The sequence below is a fragment of the Streptomyces sp. NBC_00442 genome (assembly GCF_036014195.1).
Classification (GTDB): Bacteria; Actinomycetota; Actinomycetes; order Streptomycetales; family Streptomycetaceae; genus Streptomyces.
The window spans coordinates 3,864,204-3,880,054 of record NZ_CP107918.1; the positions used below are offsets into that span (position 1 = coordinate 3,864,204).

The 15,851-nt window shown below is 74.7% G+C and carries 12 protein-coding genes; 2 read left to right on the plus strand and 10 right to left on the minus strand.

All coding sequences use genetic code 11. The features are described from left to right. The first annotated feature begins 55 nt into the window (after positions 1-55). Positions 56-1,828: an aspartate--tRNA ligase gene (aspS, locus tag OG432_RS17405; protein WP_328315138.1), complete on the plus strand. Its 1,773-nt coding sequence runs from the start codon at positions 56-58 to the stop codon at positions 1,826-1,828. Between the two features lie 128 nt (positions 1,829-1,956). Here aspS and OG432_RS17410 read toward each other — a convergent pair whose 3' ends face one another. After that, entirely contained in the window at positions 1,957-3,021 is a 1,065-nt protein-coding gene (locus OG432_RS17410) for an aldo/keto reductase (RefSeq protein WP_328311857.1), read from the minus strand. A gap of 134 nt (positions 3,022-3,155) precedes the next feature. Here OG432_RS17410 and OG432_RS17415 point away from each other — a divergent pair, with 134 nt between their 5' ends. Next, entirely contained in the window at positions 3,156-3,989 is an 834-nt protein-coding gene (locus tag OG432_RS17415) for a helix-turn-helix transcriptional regulator (RefSeq protein WP_328311858.1), read from the plus strand. 54 nt (positions 3,990-4,043) lie between these two features. On the opposite strand, the gene OG432_RS17420 is transcribed toward OG432_RS17415, so the two are convergent. The 9 genes from OG432_RS17420 to OG432_RS34935 form a co-directional block, all read right to left on the minus strand. Beyond that, positions 4,044-4,691, minus strand: a complete 648-nt coding sequence (locus OG432_RS17420) for a class I SAM-dependent methyltransferase (RefSeq protein ID WP_328311859.1) — start codon at positions 4,689-4,691, stop codon at positions 4,044-4,046. Positions 4,692-4,840: 149 nt separating this feature from the next. After that, entirely contained in the window at positions 4,841-6,064 is a 1,224-nt protein-coding gene (locus OG432_RS17425; protein ID WP_328311860.1) for a zinc ribbon domain-containing protein, read from the minus strand. A gap of 6 nt (positions 6,065-6,070) precedes the next feature. Beyond that, the gene (locus tag OG432_RS17430; RefSeq protein WP_328311861.1) at positions 6,071-6,640 is read right to left on the minus strand and encodes a phage tail protein; all 570 of its coding nucleotides are present in this window, start codon (positions 6,638-6,640) and stop codon (positions 6,071-6,073) included. Next, positions 6,637-8,583 (minus strand): putative baseplate assembly protein, encoded by a 1,947-nt coding sequence (locus OG432_RS17435; protein WP_328311862.1) that lies wholly within the window; start codon positions 8,581-8,583, stop codon positions 6,637-6,639. The genes OG432_RS17430 and OG432_RS17435 overlap by 4 nt, the downstream gene beginning before the upstream one ends. After that, positions 8,583-9,023: a GPW/gp25 family protein gene (locus OG432_RS17440; protein WP_120722519.1), complete on the minus strand. Its 441-nt coding sequence runs from the start codon at positions 9,021-9,023 to the stop codon at positions 8,583-8,585. Before OG432_RS17440 ends, OG432_RS17435 begins: the two co-directional genes overlap by 1 nt. 10 nt (positions 9,024-9,033) lie before the next feature. Next, positions 9,034-10,968, minus strand: a complete 1,935-nt coding sequence (locus OG432_RS17445) for a VgrG-related protein (protein ID WP_328311863.1) — start codon at positions 10,966-10,968, stop codon at positions 9,034-9,036. Then, positions 10,965-11,690, minus strand: coding sequence for a CIS tube protein (locus OG432_RS17450; RefSeq protein ID WP_328311864.1), 726 nt, complete (start codon positions 11,688-11,690; stop codon positions 10,965-10,967). The genes OG432_RS17445 and OG432_RS17450 overlap by 4 nt, the downstream gene beginning before the upstream one ends. Positions 11,691-11,692: 2 nt before the next feature. After that, positions 11,693-12,130, minus strand: a complete 438-nt coding sequence (locus OG432_RS17455) for a phage tail protein (protein ID WP_267058993.1) — start codon at positions 12,128-12,130, stop codon at positions 11,693-11,695. 48 nt (positions 12,131-12,178) lie between these two features. Continuing rightward, on the minus strand, positions 12,179-15,847 hold the full coding sequence (locus OG432_RS34935; protein ID WP_443058404.1) for a hypothetical protein: 3,669 nt from the start codon (positions 15,845-15,847) through the stop codon (positions 12,179-12,181). Between the last annotated feature and the right edge of the window lie 4 nt (positions 15,848-15,851).

A 15,851-nucleotide genomic window follows, 5' to 3' on the forward strand; every position in this document is an offset into this window, starting at 1 on the left:
TCTCGCGAAGAATCTCGCGAAGAGTCGCGCCGTCGCGCGAAGAATTGGATGAATGATGCACCGGTACCGGTCCCACACCTGCGGCGAGCTCCGCGCCTCCGACGTCGGCGGCGACGTCCGGCTGAGCGGCTGGCTGCACAATCGCCGAGACCTGGGCGGCATTCTCTTCATCGACCTGCGGGACCACTACGGCATCACCCAGCTGGTCGCCCGGCCCGGCACGGCCGGCGCGGAGGCCCTGGACAAGCTGTCCAAGGAGACCGTCGTCCGCGTGGACGGCAAGGTCGTCTCGCGCGGCGCCGAGAACGTCAACGGTGAGCTGGCGACCGGTGAGATCGAGATCGAGGTCGGTGAGGTCGAGGTGCTCGGCGCCGCCGCGCCGCTGCCCTTCACGATCAACGCCGAGGACGGGGTCAACGAGGAGCGGCGCCTGGAGTACCGCTTCCTGGACCTGCGCCGCGAGCGCATGCACCGCAACATCATGCTGCGCAGCGCCGTGATCGCCTCGATCCGCTCGAAGATGGTCGCGCTCGGCTTCAACGAGATGGCGACGCCCATCCTGGCCGCGACCTCCCCCGAGGGCGCCCGCGACTTCGTCGTCCCCTCCCGCCTGAACCCGGGCAAGTTCTACGCGCTGCCGCAGGCGCCGCAGCAGTTCAAGCAGCTGCTCATGATCTCCGGCTTCGACCGGTACTTCCAGATCGCGCCCTGCTTCCGCGACGAGGACGCCCGCGCGGACCGCTCGCCGGGCGAGTTCTACCAGCTCGACGTCGAGATGAGCTTCGTCGAGCAGGAGGACGTCTTCCAGCCCATCGAGAAGCTCATGACCGAGCTCTTCGAGGAGTTCGGCGGCGGCCGCCACGTCACCTCCCCCTTCCCGCGGATCCCGTTCCGCGAGTCGATGCTGAAGTACGGCAACGACAAGCCCGACCTGCGTGCCAAGCTCGAACTCACCGACATCACGGACGTGTTCGAGGGATCGGCGTTCAAGGCGTTCGCCGGCAAGCACGTGCGCGCCCTGCCGGTGCCGGACGTGGCCGGGCAGTCCCGCAAGTTCTTCGACGGGCTCGGCGAGTACGCCGTCTCGCTCGGCGCGCAGGGCCTGGCCTGGGTGCGGGTCGCCGAGGACGGGTCGCTGTCCGGCCCGATCGCGAAGTTCCTCACCGAGGAGAACGTCAAGGTCCTCACCGAGCGCCTCGGCCTCGCCGCCGGGCACGCGGTGTTCTTCGGCGCGGGCGAGTTCGACGAGGTCTCCAAGATCATGTCGGGCGTGCGCGTCGAGGCCGCGAAGCGCGCCGGGCACTTCGAGGAGGGCGTGTTCCGGTTCTGCTGGATCGTCGACTTCCCGATGTACGAGAAGGACGAGGAGACCGGCAGGATCGACTTCTCGCACAACCCGTTCTCCATGCCGCAGGGCGGCCTGGAGGCCCTGGAGAGCCAGGACCCCCTGGACGTCCTCGGCTGGCAGTACGACATCGTCTGCAACGGCATCGAGCTGTCCTCGGGCGCGATCCGCAACCACGAGCCCGAGATCATGTTCAAGGCGTTCGAGATCGCGGGCTACGACCGGGAGACCGTGGAGCGCGAGTTCGGCGGCATGCTCAAGGCGTTCCGCCTCGGCGCCCCGCCGCACGGCGGCATCGCGCCGGGCGTCGACCGCATGGTGATGCTGCTCGCCGACGAGCCGAACATCCGGGAGACCATCGCGTTCCCGCTGAACGGCAACGCGCAGGACCTGATGATGGGCGCGCCGACCGAGCTCGACGAGACGCGTCTGCGCGAGCTGAACATCGCGCTGCGCAAGCCGGTGGCGGACAAGCAGGCGTAGTCCCCAGCCCGGTAAGCCGGTAAGCCGGTGGCCGAACCGGTCCTTGTCCGGCCCCCGGGGCACATGCCCCGGGGGCCGGACGCGTTCGCGGCCCGCGCGAGCGGCGCCGCGGACCGGCGGGCCGGGATTCAGGCGCGGAGCTGGATCTTCAGGTCGCCCCGTGTCGCCCCGCGGCCGTGGTCACCGGCGAGGTAGGCGTGCGGGATGCCCGGACCGATCGCCCCGGCCGCGTCGAGCCGGGACAGCTGGGCGGCGGTGAGGCCGGTGTCGAGGGCGCCCAGATTGTCGTCCAGCTGCGCGAGCGTGCGGGCACCGATGACGGGCGCCGTCACGGCGGGGTTGTGCAGCGTCCAGGCCAGCCCCACCTGCGCGGGGGTGCGGCCGAGCTCCGTGGCCACGTCCTTCACGACGTCCGCGATACCGAGGGTGCGCTCGGTCACCATGCCCAGGGCCGCGTTGAAGCTCTTGCGGGTGCTCCCCTCCGACGCGGCGGGCTCGCCGGCCAGGTCGGAGCGCCTGTACTTTCCGCTGAGCAGCCCGCCCGCGAGCGGCGAGTACGGCACCACGCCGAGCCCCATCTCGCGGGCCATCGGGATCAGATCGCGCTCCCCGGTGCGTTCGGCCAGGCTGTACTCGATCTGGAGCGCGACCAGCGGCGACCAGCCGCGCAGCTCGGCGATGGCCTGCATCCGCGACACCTGCCACGCCGGGACGTTGGACATCGCCACGTACAGGACCTTGCCCTGCCGGACCAGGTCGTCCAGGCCGCGCAGGATCTCCTCGACCGGCGTCGAGAAGTCCCACACGTGCAGATAGAGCAGGTCGATGTAGTCCGTGTTCAGACGCCGCAGGCTGGATTCCACCGACGCGAACAGGCTCTTGCGGTGCGGGCCGCCGGAGTTGGGGTCGTCCGGGCGGCGCAGCGTCGAGTACTTCGTGGCGAGCACCAGGCCCTCGCGGCGCCGGCGGGCGAAGGCGCCGAGCAGACGCTCGGAACTGCCCTCGGTGTAGGTGGTGGCGGTGTCGATGAAGTTGCCGCCGTGCTCGACGTAGCGGTCGAACAGCCGGCGCGCCTCGTCCTCCGCGGCGCCCCAGCCCCACTCGGTGCCGAACGTCGCCGTGCCGAGCGCCAGCGGTGAGACCCGCAGCCCGGAGCGGCCCAGCAGCCGGTAGGTGTCGAGCGTGAGCGACATGGTGTTCTCCTGTGGTCGTGGCGGACCCGTTGCCCGGATCCGTCGTCGAGAACAACCCTGCGACCCCCGTGAGCCGGGAATAAGGGAAGGACCATCCTGGGAACAGCGGTCCTACCCTGGCTGTTGGACCCGGCATGACGATCTCCGCCGTGGACGCGACACAGGAGCTGGCCGTGTTCCTGCGGACCCGGCGCGAACGGCTCGACCCGGGCGCCCTGGGTCTGCCCGCGCGCAGGCAGACCCGTCGGACCCCGGGTCTGCGCCGCGAGGAGGTGGCCGAACTGGCCGGGGTCAGCGTCGACTACGTCGTACGCCTCGAACAGGCGCGCGGGCTGCGGCCCTCGGCGGACGTGCTCGAAGCCCTGGCCCGTGCGCTGCGCCTGGCCCCCGTCGAACGCGCCTACCTCTTCGACCTGGCCCAGCAGCGCCCCCGTACCGCCGACGAGCCCGCGACCACCGCGGCGCCGCCCCTGGCCCAGCTGGTCGCCGACCTGTCGCCGCTGCCGGCCATGCTCCTCAACCACCGTTACGACATCCTGGCCTGGAACCGCGAAATGGCGGCGCTGTTCCTGGACTTCGGCGCTCTGCCGCCGGCGCGGCGCAACGCGATGCGGCTGTGTCTGGCGCACCCGGACATCCGCGAGCGCTACGTGGACCGGGAGCAGGTCGTACGGGAGGGCATCGCCCATCTGCGTGCGGCGTGGGCCGCCCATCCGCAGGACCGGGAGCTGACCGGGCTGATCACCGAACTGCGCACGATGGACGGGGAGTTCGCGCGCCTGTGGGCCGAGCGGGACATCACGGCCGGTGGCCGCGGCCACAAGGTGATGCGCCATCCCGAGGCGGGCCCGCTGGCGCTGCGCGGGGAAGTGCTGGCACCGCTGCACGATCCGGATCAGCGGCTGTTGCTCTTCCGCGCGGCGGACGAGGAGAGCCGGGAGGCGCTGGCGCGGCTGTGCGGGGAGTGACGCGGGGCGCCGCGCCAACCCGCCGAGCCACAGGGCGCATTCACGGCGCGGGGCCTACCCCTCCCGGCGCGCGAACAGGACCGCTCCGGGCAGTCGCTCGTCGAGGTCCAGCAGGAACTCGGCCTCGACCGTGAACCCGGCCTCCCGCAGCCAGGCCGTCACCCGGTCGGGGCGGCGCAGATGGATGTGGACCTTCATCGCGTGGCCGCCGTAGCCCCGGGTCTTCAGGCGGGTCCCGTCGCCCATGTGGAAGCCGAGCAGCAGCGGGGCGCCCGGCGGCATGACCCGGCGGAACTCGGCGAAGACGGTGGGGACCGCGTCGTCCGGGATGTGGACCAGGGACCAGAACGCGAGGGCGGCGGTGACCGAGGCGTCGGCGAGGGGGAGCTCCGTCATGGAGCCCACCTCGAACCGCAGCCCGGGGTGGTCGCGCCGGGCCACGGCGATCATGCCGGGAGAGAGGTCGACGCCGAAGGCATCGACGCCCAACTCGACCAGATGCGCGGTGACATGACCGGGCCCGCAGCCCACGTCCGCGACGGGCCCGCCCCCGGCGTCCCGTACCAGCTCCGCGAACAGCGCGAGCACCGCCCGCAGATACGGCTCCCCCGCGAGGGCCTCGCGCAACTGGTCGGCGTAGCTCGCGGCGACCGTGTCGTAGGAGGTCCGGGTGTCGTCCAGCCATGCGTCCACGTCACTCATGCGTCAGCACGCTAGCCGATCAACCCCGGCCGCCCACAAGCCCGTTCACGTGGGCACCCGGGCCCGGCGTGCCGGGCGCCGGTCCGCGCACGCCGACGCCCCCGGCCCCGGTGAGGGGGCAGGGGGCGTGGGCATGCGCGGACCGGGAATCAGGTCTTCGAGCGGGCGAAGAACTCCACCTCCGCGATGGCCACCTGCTTGTCCTTGGCCGCGCCGAAGGCCGAGCGCAGGATGATGCGGACCGAGGCCGCGTCGCGGACCCGGACGTCGATGCGCTGGACACCGCCGTCGTTGATCGACCGGTGCGAGACGTGCTGCTTGCCGCTCGTGTCGGTCACCACCAGGTCGAACTCCTGCGGCCTCGCCTGCTCCGACTGCTGGCCCGCGCGCTTCGACGTGCCCGGGGTGATCAGCAGGGCCAGCAGGTCGGTCGGCTGGCCGAAGGTCGCCTCCAGGTAGGTGCCCTGGGCGTCGCCCGCGTACCCGCTGCCCCACCAGGTGTTGGAGTAGCTGTCGCCGGCCAGGCCCGGGGCGTGCTTCGGGTCCCAGTGCGACGCCGACCAGGAGGTCGGGTGGACGGCCACGCGCTTGGCGAAGTGGTCCTGTACCGCGCGGGCCGCCGGGGGCCCGCCGAACACGCCGCCCACGATCAGCGCCACCACGGCCGCCGCCACCAGGGCGCGCGCGATCCAGCGCTTACGGTCCCGGTGCAGCGGCGGGCGCTGACCCGCGTACGGGCCCGTCGCCGTGTCCTCGCGGCGCGGGCCGAGCGGGGTGGCGCAGCTGCGGCAGAAGGTGCGGTGCTGGTGGTTGGGGGTGGAGCAGGCCGGGCAGGGGGTGCCGTTCTCCGGGGCCGGGGCCGGCATCGAGGGGCGGACGCGGGGGCGGGCCGCCTCGGGGCGTCCGGGCAGGACCGTGCCGGGCGTCTCGCGGGGCCGGGGCGCCGACGGCTCCTGCACCGGTACGAGCAGGGCCCGCGCGGCGTCGGTCGCCGAGGTGGCGCGCGCCTCGGGCAGCGCGCCGGTGTCCCGTGCGTCGTCGGCGACGGCGGGCGTGGGGACGGTCGCCGCGTCCGGCCGGCCGGACGCGTCCCCGGCCGGCGGCTCCTCGGGGCGGGCCGCGTCCGGCCCGACGACGGGGGTGCCGGCGGGCGGTGTGGGGTCGTCGGGCGCGATGCTCCGCGCGGCCGGCTTCTCGGCCGGCCGGGCCGGCTCGGCTGTGGGCTCGGGCTCGGGCGCGGCGGCGTCGGCCGCGGGCCGGCCGGCCGGGGCGGTCCAGCGCAGGAAGGCTCCGCAGGAGTCGCAGAACGACTGGCCGGTGGCGCGTGCCGGGGTGCCGCAGTCGGGGCAGGGGACCATGGCCGGGGTGGACATGAAAGGTCAGTTCCCTTCGTGGGAGGGGGTCTTGCGAGCGGATACCTCGGCCGTGAAAGGGAGGTGCGCGGGGCGGGCCGCCGCCACCACCGCCTGGAGGCGGTAGGGGTCGACGCTGGACGGGTCGGCGACTTCGAGGGTCACCCGCAGAGAGGCGCGGGACTCGCCGGGAAAGGGGCCGAGCGGGCGGGCCGACCAGGACGCGCCGCCGCTCTCGGTGATCCGGGGGCGCACCCCGAAGGCCAGCTCGACGGCGCGCGAGAGGCCCAGCGCGGTGCCGCGCACCCGGTGCAGCGAGACAGCGGTGGCCACGGCGTGCCGGCGCAGCTCCAGGGACTCGGTGCCGTCGAGTTCCGTGCCGACCCAGCTGGTGAGCCAGTCCACGAAGTCCTCGGGGGCCAGCGCCGGGTCGAAGTAGGCCTCCAGGCAGTCGAGCACGTTGAACAGCGGGGCCAGGACCACGTCGAGGCCCTCGACGAAACGCTGGGCGAAGTCGTCGTCGGCGTACACCGCGGGCAGCTGGACGCCCAGCGGGTGCGAGGACGCCAGGTCGTCGACGGATCCGCGCGCGCTCATCGGGCCTCGATGACGCGGACGCGGTGGTCGAAGGGGAACAGGAGCGCGGACGGGGAGAGTTCGATGCGGTCCGTCGCGTCGCCCCTGCGGCCGGACAGCGGGTCCGCCGGGTGCAGCAGCACCTCGTCGACCAGCTCGACGCCCGGGACGCGCTGGAGCGCGGCGAAGATCTCGCCGGCGCGCAGCGGCCGGCCGAAGGGCCAGCCCGTGCCGTGGGCGCCGCCGGTCAGCGGGTCCAGGTAGGAGTACAGCGCGTTGAGGGCCTCGTCGCGCACGTGGTCGGCCTTGGCCGCGCGGAAGGAGTGCAGCGTCGCGACGACGGTGACGCCCTGGTAGAACGGCGGGCCCACCGCGAGGCGGGTGCCCAGCGGGCGGCGCTCGTCGAGGAAGGACGTCACCCGGCCCAACAGCTCGTCGCCGGGCACCAGTTGCTCGAAACGCAGCCGTCCGCCCCGGTCGGGCACGGCCTGCGGGACGACCAGGACCCGTACCGCGTTGTCACCCGATTCGACGTCGTCCGCCGACAGGCAGGCGATGCGGGCGGTCTCGGGGGCCGCGCGCCGGGCCAGCTCCTCGTAGTCGCGCGCGGTCACGGCGCGCTCCTGGGCGCGCAGCGCGATCGGCGCCCGCGTCTTGGCCTCCTCGACGGTCTCGCCGTCGACACCGCCGCGCGCGGCCTCCCGGTTCTCCACGTGGGAGACGTACGGGATGGAGCTGCGCAGCACCTGGATGGCGCCCCGGGCCACGTTGCCGGAGCGGCCGCCGCCGGTGCCGTAGCGGGCGGCGCGGATGGCGGCGCCCTTGATGGGTACGGCGCCGAACTGCCGTACGGTGCCGTCGGGTTGGCGTACCGCCGGGCCGAAGGCTATCTCGCCGGTGGCCGCGTCCAGGGTGAAGTGACGGTCGAAGGGGGTGGAGGCCGCGAAGTCGTCGACCCGCTCCCACTCCTCCCAGCCCTCGCCCGCCGACACGTCGAGGTGAACGCCGCCGACGACGGGCGCGTGCGCGAGCATCAGACGCTGACCGGGGACGCCCTCGGACTCGCCGAGCGACTCGTCACGCACCGACTCGGAGTGCGAGACCCGGGTGGTGCCGCCGATGGTGAAGGCGGAGGCGCCGCGCACGGTCGGCGACACGCTGTAGAACGGCTGGCCGGGGGCGGCCTCCACGACGCGGCAGCGCAGCCAGCCCGCGTCGAGGCCGCCCATGCGGGAGACGGCGTGCGCGGCCGGCATGTGCAGGATGACCTCGCCGGGGCGGTTGAGGCCGCCGGTGGTGTCCTCGGCGACCTCGCACTCGGTCCAGCCGTCGGCCGTCCACGCCTCCCACACCAGCGGAGGCTGACGCGGGTCGACGCCGACACCGTCGACGCGGCTGTCCAGGCGCAGCGCGGCCGTGCAGTGCGGCAGTGCCGCCGACAGGCCGAAGAGCAGCACGTCGCCGGGGAGCGGGCCGGAGCTGAACACCGACACGTCGGTGCCGCCGAGCACGTCCTGCGAGCAGTCCTCGGGCTTGGACGCGGCGGGCTGACGCAGCACGTGGGAGAGGCCGCACGGCACGATCGTCAGATCGTCCTCGGAGGCGAAGACCACGGCCTCCTCGGTCTCGGTGCGGCCGGTGGCGACCTCGGTGCCCCGGGGCAGCACGACGGGCTCCGCCTGCGGCGCGGACAGCCAGAACGTCACCGACGCCTTGGCCGCCGACGGCGGGAACAGGGTGACGCCCAGCAGGTCGAGGAAGGCCAGCTGGTTCTTCTCGGGGACCCGGTTGAGCCGGTACACGACCTGGTCGGCCATGTGCGCGACGGCCTCGATGAGGGTGACACCCGGGTCGGAGACGTTGTGGTCGCTCCATTCGGGGCAGCGCTGCTGGATGTAGCGCTTGGCGTCGTCGACGAACTGCTGGAAACGGCGGTCGTCGAGGTGGGGTGCGGGCAGGGCCATCAGTGTCGTTCGCTTTCGCCGGCCGTCGGGCCTGGCTCGTCGCCGCCCTCGGAGGGAATCACATAGAAGGGGAAGACGAGGCTGCGCGGGTTGTTGGTGCCACGCACCGAGTAGCGCACGTCGATGTGGAGCACGGTCGGCTCGTCGGGCGCCGGGGTCACCGTGACGTCCTCGACCTCGATCCTGGGCTCCCAGCGGTCGAGCGAGGTGCGCACCTCGTAGCGGATGCGCCCGGCGGTGGCGTCGTTGACGGGCGCGAACACCAAGTCGTGCACCGCGCAGCCGAATTCGGGGCGCATGGGGCGTTCGCCCGGCGCGGTGGCCAGCACCAGGCGCATCGACTCCTCGATCTCGCGGTCGCGCCGGGCCAGGGCGATGCCGCCGCCCGGCTCGGTGCGCATCGGGAAGGCCCAGCCGGCCCCGACGAAGTGTTCGCTCATCTCGACTCTCCTAGAGGACCGGTACGCCGTTGGCCAGCGGCATGCCCGCCGGGGTGTTCAGGAGCAGGCCCCCCAGGCCGTTGATGAGGACGGTCCCGCCGTTGATCGTGGTGTTGGCGACGGCGTTGAGGACCACTTCGCCCAGCGCGTCCACCGTCACCACGCCGCCCGCGAGGACGGACGCCTCGCCACCGGCCTTCGCGGTGAACTCGGCCCCCGCGTCGATGTTGACGCCCATGCCCGCGCCGATCTCGATGGCGCCGCCCGCCTTCATGTTGATCATGCCGCCGGCCTTCAGGGACAGGTCGGCGCCCGCCTCGATGTCGACGCTGCGGTTGCCCTTGATCTCGACGCTGCCGTTGCTGTCGATGGTGATCGAGGTCTTCGCCTCGTTCATCTGGATGTGCAGCCGGCCCTTGCCGGTGCGCAGCCGGATGCCGCTGGACAGCCGCGCGGCCCCGCCCTCTTCGAGGATTTCGACGGTGTGCCCGCTGCGGCCGGTCAGGGAACGCCAGTTGATCTGCCCGCTGGTCGGGTCGACGGCCGGATAGTTGTCGGGTTCGCGGGTGTGCTTGTCGACGCCGTTGTAGAGCCCGGCGATGACGTACGGGTGCTCGAGAGAGCCACGGTCGAAGGCACAGAGCACCTCGTCGTTGACCTCGGGCAGCAGCAGCCCTCCGCCGCCCTTGCCGCCGAACTGCGCGACCCGGCACCAGTCGCTCTGGTACGTCGCGGACAGCCACGGGAACGACAGCCTGACCCGGCCCATGCGCAGCGGGTCCTTGGTGTTGGTGACCAGGGCGACCGCGACGCCCGGCATCGGGGGCGCCTGGTCGGTGCCGCCCGACGCGAGACCGTACAGCGAACGGAACTGGCGGCCCGAGACGGTCAGCCACGTCGTGTACAGGTCGCCCGAGGCGAAGACGTGGCGCACACCGGTCGCGGTGTACTTGCCCTCGAAGGGGAAACCCGCGCCCTTCACGGCGATGGGGGTGCCCGGCGTGAGCGCGGGGTTGCCGGTGATGGCGACCTCCAGCTCGGCGAAGGCGCCCGTCACGTCGTCGGCCAGGGCCTTCGAGGCGTGCGTGACCTGCGACAGGGTGGTGTACGGGGTCTGTGTGGCGGTGAGTTCGGAGGCGCCGAAGGGCAGCGTCACCTGGCCCGGCTTCATGCCGGCGGTGATGTCCTTGCTGTCGACCGCGGGCTGGGGCGACTGCAACTTCTGCCGGGTGCGCATGTCCCAGCCGCGCACGTTCACCTTCCGCACCTGCCCGGCCGCCGTCATCGTGGCCCGGCTGTGCAGGTTGTTCGCGCCGAAGTCCAGGACGTACGGGCTCTGCGCGGCCGGCGTGGTGTCGGAGGGGGCGCCCGAAGCCGGGTCGAGCCCGGTGAAGTTGAGCTTGCCCTTGTTGTCGAACGACAGACGCACGTCGTTCTCCGCGGCCAGGCGCGACAGGAAGTCCCAGTCGGTGATGTTGGGCTGGGTCGCCAGGTCGTACACCGTGGGCGTCGACTCGATCTTGCCGATCTTGAGACCGTTCTGTCCGGCGATGCGGCGCACGATGTCGGATGCCGTCATGTTCGGGTAGCCCTCGACGCGGCGGTTGCGCAGCAGACGGTGGCCGGGGTCGTAGCCGCGCACCAGCAGATGGCGGCCGACGCCCGGCTCGGAGTCCATCTCCAGGGCGGTGACCTCGCCGGTCATCATCGGCTCGCCGCGCTTGCCGTCGGTGAACGGGCTGATGACGACCTTCGCCCCGATCTTCAGCATCGGGAACTTGGTGGTGACCTTGCTGTCCTTGTCGCTGAACGTGAGCTGGAAGGCGGCCGGCACGTTGACCGACGAGTCCACCCAGCCCTCGACGAGCCGCAGCGCGAGGGCGTCGGGCAGCACGGTGCCGCCCAGCTGGACGTGCAGGACGGTGGTGAAGGTTTTCTCGGTCACGTGGTGCCCTCCGAGGAAGCGGGAAGAAGCAGCTCGGTGCCGGGGCGCAGCCGCATCGGGTCGTCGATCTCGTTGGCCTCGGCGATGACGCGCCACTGCGTCGCGTCGCCGTACTCGCGCCAGGCCAGCGAGGCCAGGGTGTCCCCGGCGATCGTGCGGTGCACCCGGCGCGCGGAGAGGGCGCCCGAGGTCGGGTTCTGGCGCTTGGTCTCGCTGGAGACCTCGGTCAGCGCGAGGCTGCACGTGGCCCGCAGCGGGGTGCCGTTGGGGCTGAACAGGGTGTAGTTGGCGTTGACACTGGTGACGTACGCGACGAACTGGACCGTCGAGAACGAACCCCAGCTGAACTCCACCCACGGCGGCGACGGCGCCTTCGCGCTGATGCTCTGCGACGTCACCTCGCAGCACGAGAGCAGCAGCTCCACCTGGCTCTGCACGGTGTTGGAGCTGGGCGTGCCCGAGGCGTCGAGGAACACCTCCAGCTGGAGCGAGGCCGGCATGGCGCCGGTGAACTTGGGCGGCGCGCCCCGGTTGTAGGAAATGGCGGGCGTGGTGATCCAGTTGGCGGACCGGCCCATCTGCACCTGCGACGGGTTGAACTGGAACTTGACCTCGCCGATCTTGCCGCCCATGGAGCCGCCCAGGTCGGTGGGCGGCTGGTGGATGGCGAGGGTGGCGCGCGAGAGGCCCTTGGCGGCCTTGCCTCCGACGGGAGCGGCCATGCTCACGCACCTCCCGCGTCGGTGAAGCCGTGGTGGGCGATCTCCAGGGTCTCGGTGGCCACGCTCGGGCTCGCCGGGTCGAGGCTCGGGCCCGTCCAGCGCACCGGAAGCACCTCCACCAGGCCCCACTGCGCGACGATCGAGCCGTCGGCGCGCAGCGCCGCGATCTGCGCGGTGGGCCGGGTGATACCGGTGGCGAGCGAGGAGATCCAGGAGGCGACCTTGGAGGTGTCGGCGGTCAGCGGCCGGGTCAGCCGGATCGTGGAGAACGTGACCCGGGTGGGCAGCTGCCACACGAACCCGTTGTTGCCGCCCTCCTGGCGCTGCTCCACCTCGACCTCGGACGCGAGACCGTCGCAGCCGTTGAACAGGCCGAGGTTCTGGCCGTCGATGGTCAGCTTGAAGAAGACGGTGGAGCCGGGGTCAAGGGTGGTGGGCATGGGGTGGTCTTCCGTCGGTGGGAGTGGTTACGGGCAGGTCGTACGGGGTCAGCGGTCGCGCAGCCGCCCGATCCGTTCGCGGTCGCCGCGCAGCTCGGCGCGCAGCAGGCGCGAGAGCGGGGCGACGAGCCGCCGCGCCAACGCGTCCAGATCCGTGGGTGGTTGGGGCCCTTCGCCCGGCTCGGCCGCGCCGTCCGTGGCGGCGGCCTGGGTGGCGGTGCGCACGGGCGGCGCGTCCGCCTGCCGCTGTACGGGGGCGGGGAACGCCGGTGCGGGCGGGGGAGCCGGGGCGGGCGGGGGGCTCGCACGGCGTACCGGAACGACGGCCGGCGTCTCGGGCACGGCGGCGCGCTGAACGGTGCGCCGCACCATCCCGACGGGCGCGGCGGGACCGCCCAGCGGCACGACCGGCCGGCTGTCCGCGGAGGCGGGAGCCGCCCGCTTGAGCGGCGCGGGCGCGGGCGCCGTGGCGCCGGCCACGGGGCCCGGGACGCTCTGGTGACGGGTGGTCAGCGGCCTCGCGGAGGCGAGCGGCGGACCGGCGATCTCCATGCGCTGCAACGGGGCGGGGCCGGGCAGCCGCACCTTGCGCAGCGGGGTCGGCGGCGCGGCGGGCACCGCGGGTGCGGCGGCCCGCTGGACGGGGGCGGGGGCGGGGGCGGGCGCCGGTGCCGGGGCGGCGGCCGGTGCCGGCGCGGGCGCCGGGGTGGGCGCGGGGCCCGGGGTGAGGGGCGCGCCGATGAGCGGCCTGCGCCGGGGCGCGTCCGGAGCGGCGCTCTGCACCCGGCTGACCCGCCGCACCATCGGCTTGCGCTGCACGGGCGGCGCGGGGACCGGCTCCGCTGCCGGGGCCGGGGCCGGGGCCGGTGCCGGAGCCGGTGCGTCCACGGGGACGACCGGGGCGGGGGCGGGTGCCTTCGCCGCCGGGGGCCGGACCACGCCGACGGGGTCCAACTGGTGCGAGGGCCGCACCGGACGGGGCGAGGAAGTGAGGGAGCGCTGGGCGGACACGCGCTGAACGGGCATCGGCCGCACGGGAGTTGACGGCACGGGACGCACCGGCGGGGCGCCGTCCCCCGCCGCACGCTGTACGAAGGCGTCCGGCTGCGCGGAGGCGCTGACGGGCAGCGCCGCGGAACCACGCTCGCCGACCGTGCCGCGCACGGGCAGCGCGGAGCCGCCGTCGGCATCCGGTGCGGAAGGCGCCGCCGCGGCGCGCTGGACCTGCGGGGCCGTCGCGGGTGCGGCCCCGGGAACCTGCGCCGGGCCGTGCGGGGGAGCGTGCGGCGGTGCGACTGCCCGCTGGACGGCGGGAGGCGAAGGCACCGGACCCCGGCCCGTCTCCTGGGCGGACCCGGTGCCGGGCGCCTGCCCGGGGGAGGGGGTGACGGCGCGTTGAACGGCGGGGCCGGCGGTGCCGCCCGTGCTCGGCGCCGGCGTGGCCGGGGTGGGGGCGGGGCCGGACGCGGGCGTCGTCCGCGGTGCGGTGCCCGGACCGGACGCAGGCGCGGCGGCGCTCCGCACCCCGGGATCGCCGGCCGCGGACGCCCGCTGGATGGGGGCGCCGATCGGGCCGGTCCGCCCGGTCCCGCCCGTCCGGCCGCGTACGGGCGGGACCGGGGAGGCGGGCGCGGCGCCCGGGGTGTTGGCCGCCGGGCCCCGCGAGGGAGCGGCGGACCGCTGTACCGAGGGTGCGGCGGGGCTCGGCGATGTACCGGGGTTGCTCACCGGGTCGATCGCACGCCCAATAGCCCGCTCGGTGGCGGGAGTTGGGCCCGCATTCGTCGGGGCGTCCGAGCCGCCGGACGGTGTGGCCGACCGCTGCACGGCGGGGGCCGAGGCGGATTCGCCCGAACCGGGCCTGTTCGGTGCGGTGTTGGGCGCGGCCGGCGGCGAGGCCGGCGTACGGGGCGGGGGCGTGGCGGCCGTGGGCTCGGCGGCCCGCTGTACGGCGGGGCGCGTGCCGGGTGCCGCCGGGGTAATGGTTCCCGGTGTCGTGCCGGGGCTGTGCGTGGCGCCGGGCGCGCGGCCGACGGCGGGGGGAGTGCCGGGTCCTGCGGGGCTGTCGGCGGGGCCGCGCGGAGGCGTCGCCGACCGCTGCACGACGGGCGGTGTACCGGGGGTCCCCGGGGCGGCGGGGCCTCGCGTGGTGTCGGGGTGGCGCGTGGCCCCGGGAGCGGGCGTCGCGGACGGCTGCGTGCCGGGGCGCTGCGCGGCGGGCGGCGTGCCGGGTGCGGCCGGGGTGTCGGGCGTGCCGGTCGGCGCGGGTGCGGACCGCTGCACGGCGGGCGAAGTGCCCTGGCCGACGGACGTGTCGGCAGGCCCGGCCGACGGTATGGCAGCCGACCGCGGTGCGACGGGCGAAGTGCCGTACGGGTGAGAGGAGTTGGCCGTGTCGTCCGGCGGCGTCGCGGACCGCTGGACGGCGGGCGGGTTGCCGGGTGCGGCCGGGGTGATGGCCGGACCGGTCGACGGCGTGGCCGGCCGCCGTGTGGCGGGCGGGTTGCCGGGTGCGGCCGGGCCGGCGGGAGGTGTGACGGACCGCCGCGCCACGGGCGGCGTGCCGGATGAGGCCGGGGTGGTGGCCGGGCCCTGCGAGGCGGATCGCTGGACGGCGGGGCTCGTGCCGGGTGCGGCCGGGGTGGTGGGCGTACCGGGCCGGGGCGCGGCGGAACGCCCGTCGGCGGGCGGGGTCTTCGGCCCCGGGGTGGCGGACGGACCGGTTGACGGCGTGGCCGGCCGAGGTGCGGCGGGCGGGTTGCCGGGTGCGGCGGGGCCCTGCGAAGCGGCGGCGGATCGCTGTACGGCGGGGCTCGTGCCGGGTGCGGCCGGGGTGGTGGGCGCGCCGCTCTCGGGCGTCACGGATCGCTGGACGGCGGGGCCCGTGCCGGGTGCGGCCGGGGTGGTGGGCGCGCCGCTCTCGGGCGTCACGGATCGCTGGACGGCGGGGCCCGTGCCGGGTGCGGCCGGGGTGGTGGGCATGCCGGTCGGCGAGGGTGCGGACCGCTGCATGCCGGGTGCGGCCGGGGTGGTGGCCGCGCGGTTCGCGGGTGGTGCGGGCCGCTGGACGGCGGGCGGCGTGGCCGGCCCGGCCGGAGCGTCCGCCGTACCCCGCCGGGGCGCGGCCGAGCGCCGCACCGCGGGAGCCGCGCCGGGGGTGGCGGGAGCGGGACCGCTGGACGGCTCAACAGCGCGCTGTACAGCGGGAGTCGACGTACCGGCGGAACCCGGTGCCGCGGCGCGCGGCTGCGCGGACGGCCCGCTCGCCGAGGGGCTCGCGGGCGTCACCGACCGCTGCACCGCGTCCGGCGCGGAAGCCGGCAGATCGGGGCCGGTGTCCGCGTCCGCCGGTGCCTCGGCCGACCTTCCCGCCACCGGCAGCCGCAGGAGCGGCAGGGGCAGCGAGGAGGGGCGGCCCGCGACCGGCGTCAGGGCGTTGTGCAGGACGCCGTGCGGCGCCGAGGGCGACACGGCGTGGGTGAGCGGACGGACGACCGAGAGGTCCTGGTGCGCCGCGAGGGTCGCGCCGAAGCCGGCCTCCGCGGTGAGGCGGGGGACGGCCAGGGCACGCTGGATCGCGGGCGCGGCGGCCCAGCCGCCGTCACCCTGGACGGGCGACGGCTCCGGCCCGGCCGGCCCCGCGGGCGCCGCCGCGTCCGGGACCGGAGCCCCGGCGGCCTCGGCCGGCCGGCTACGCCGGCGCTTGAACAGGGCCATCCCC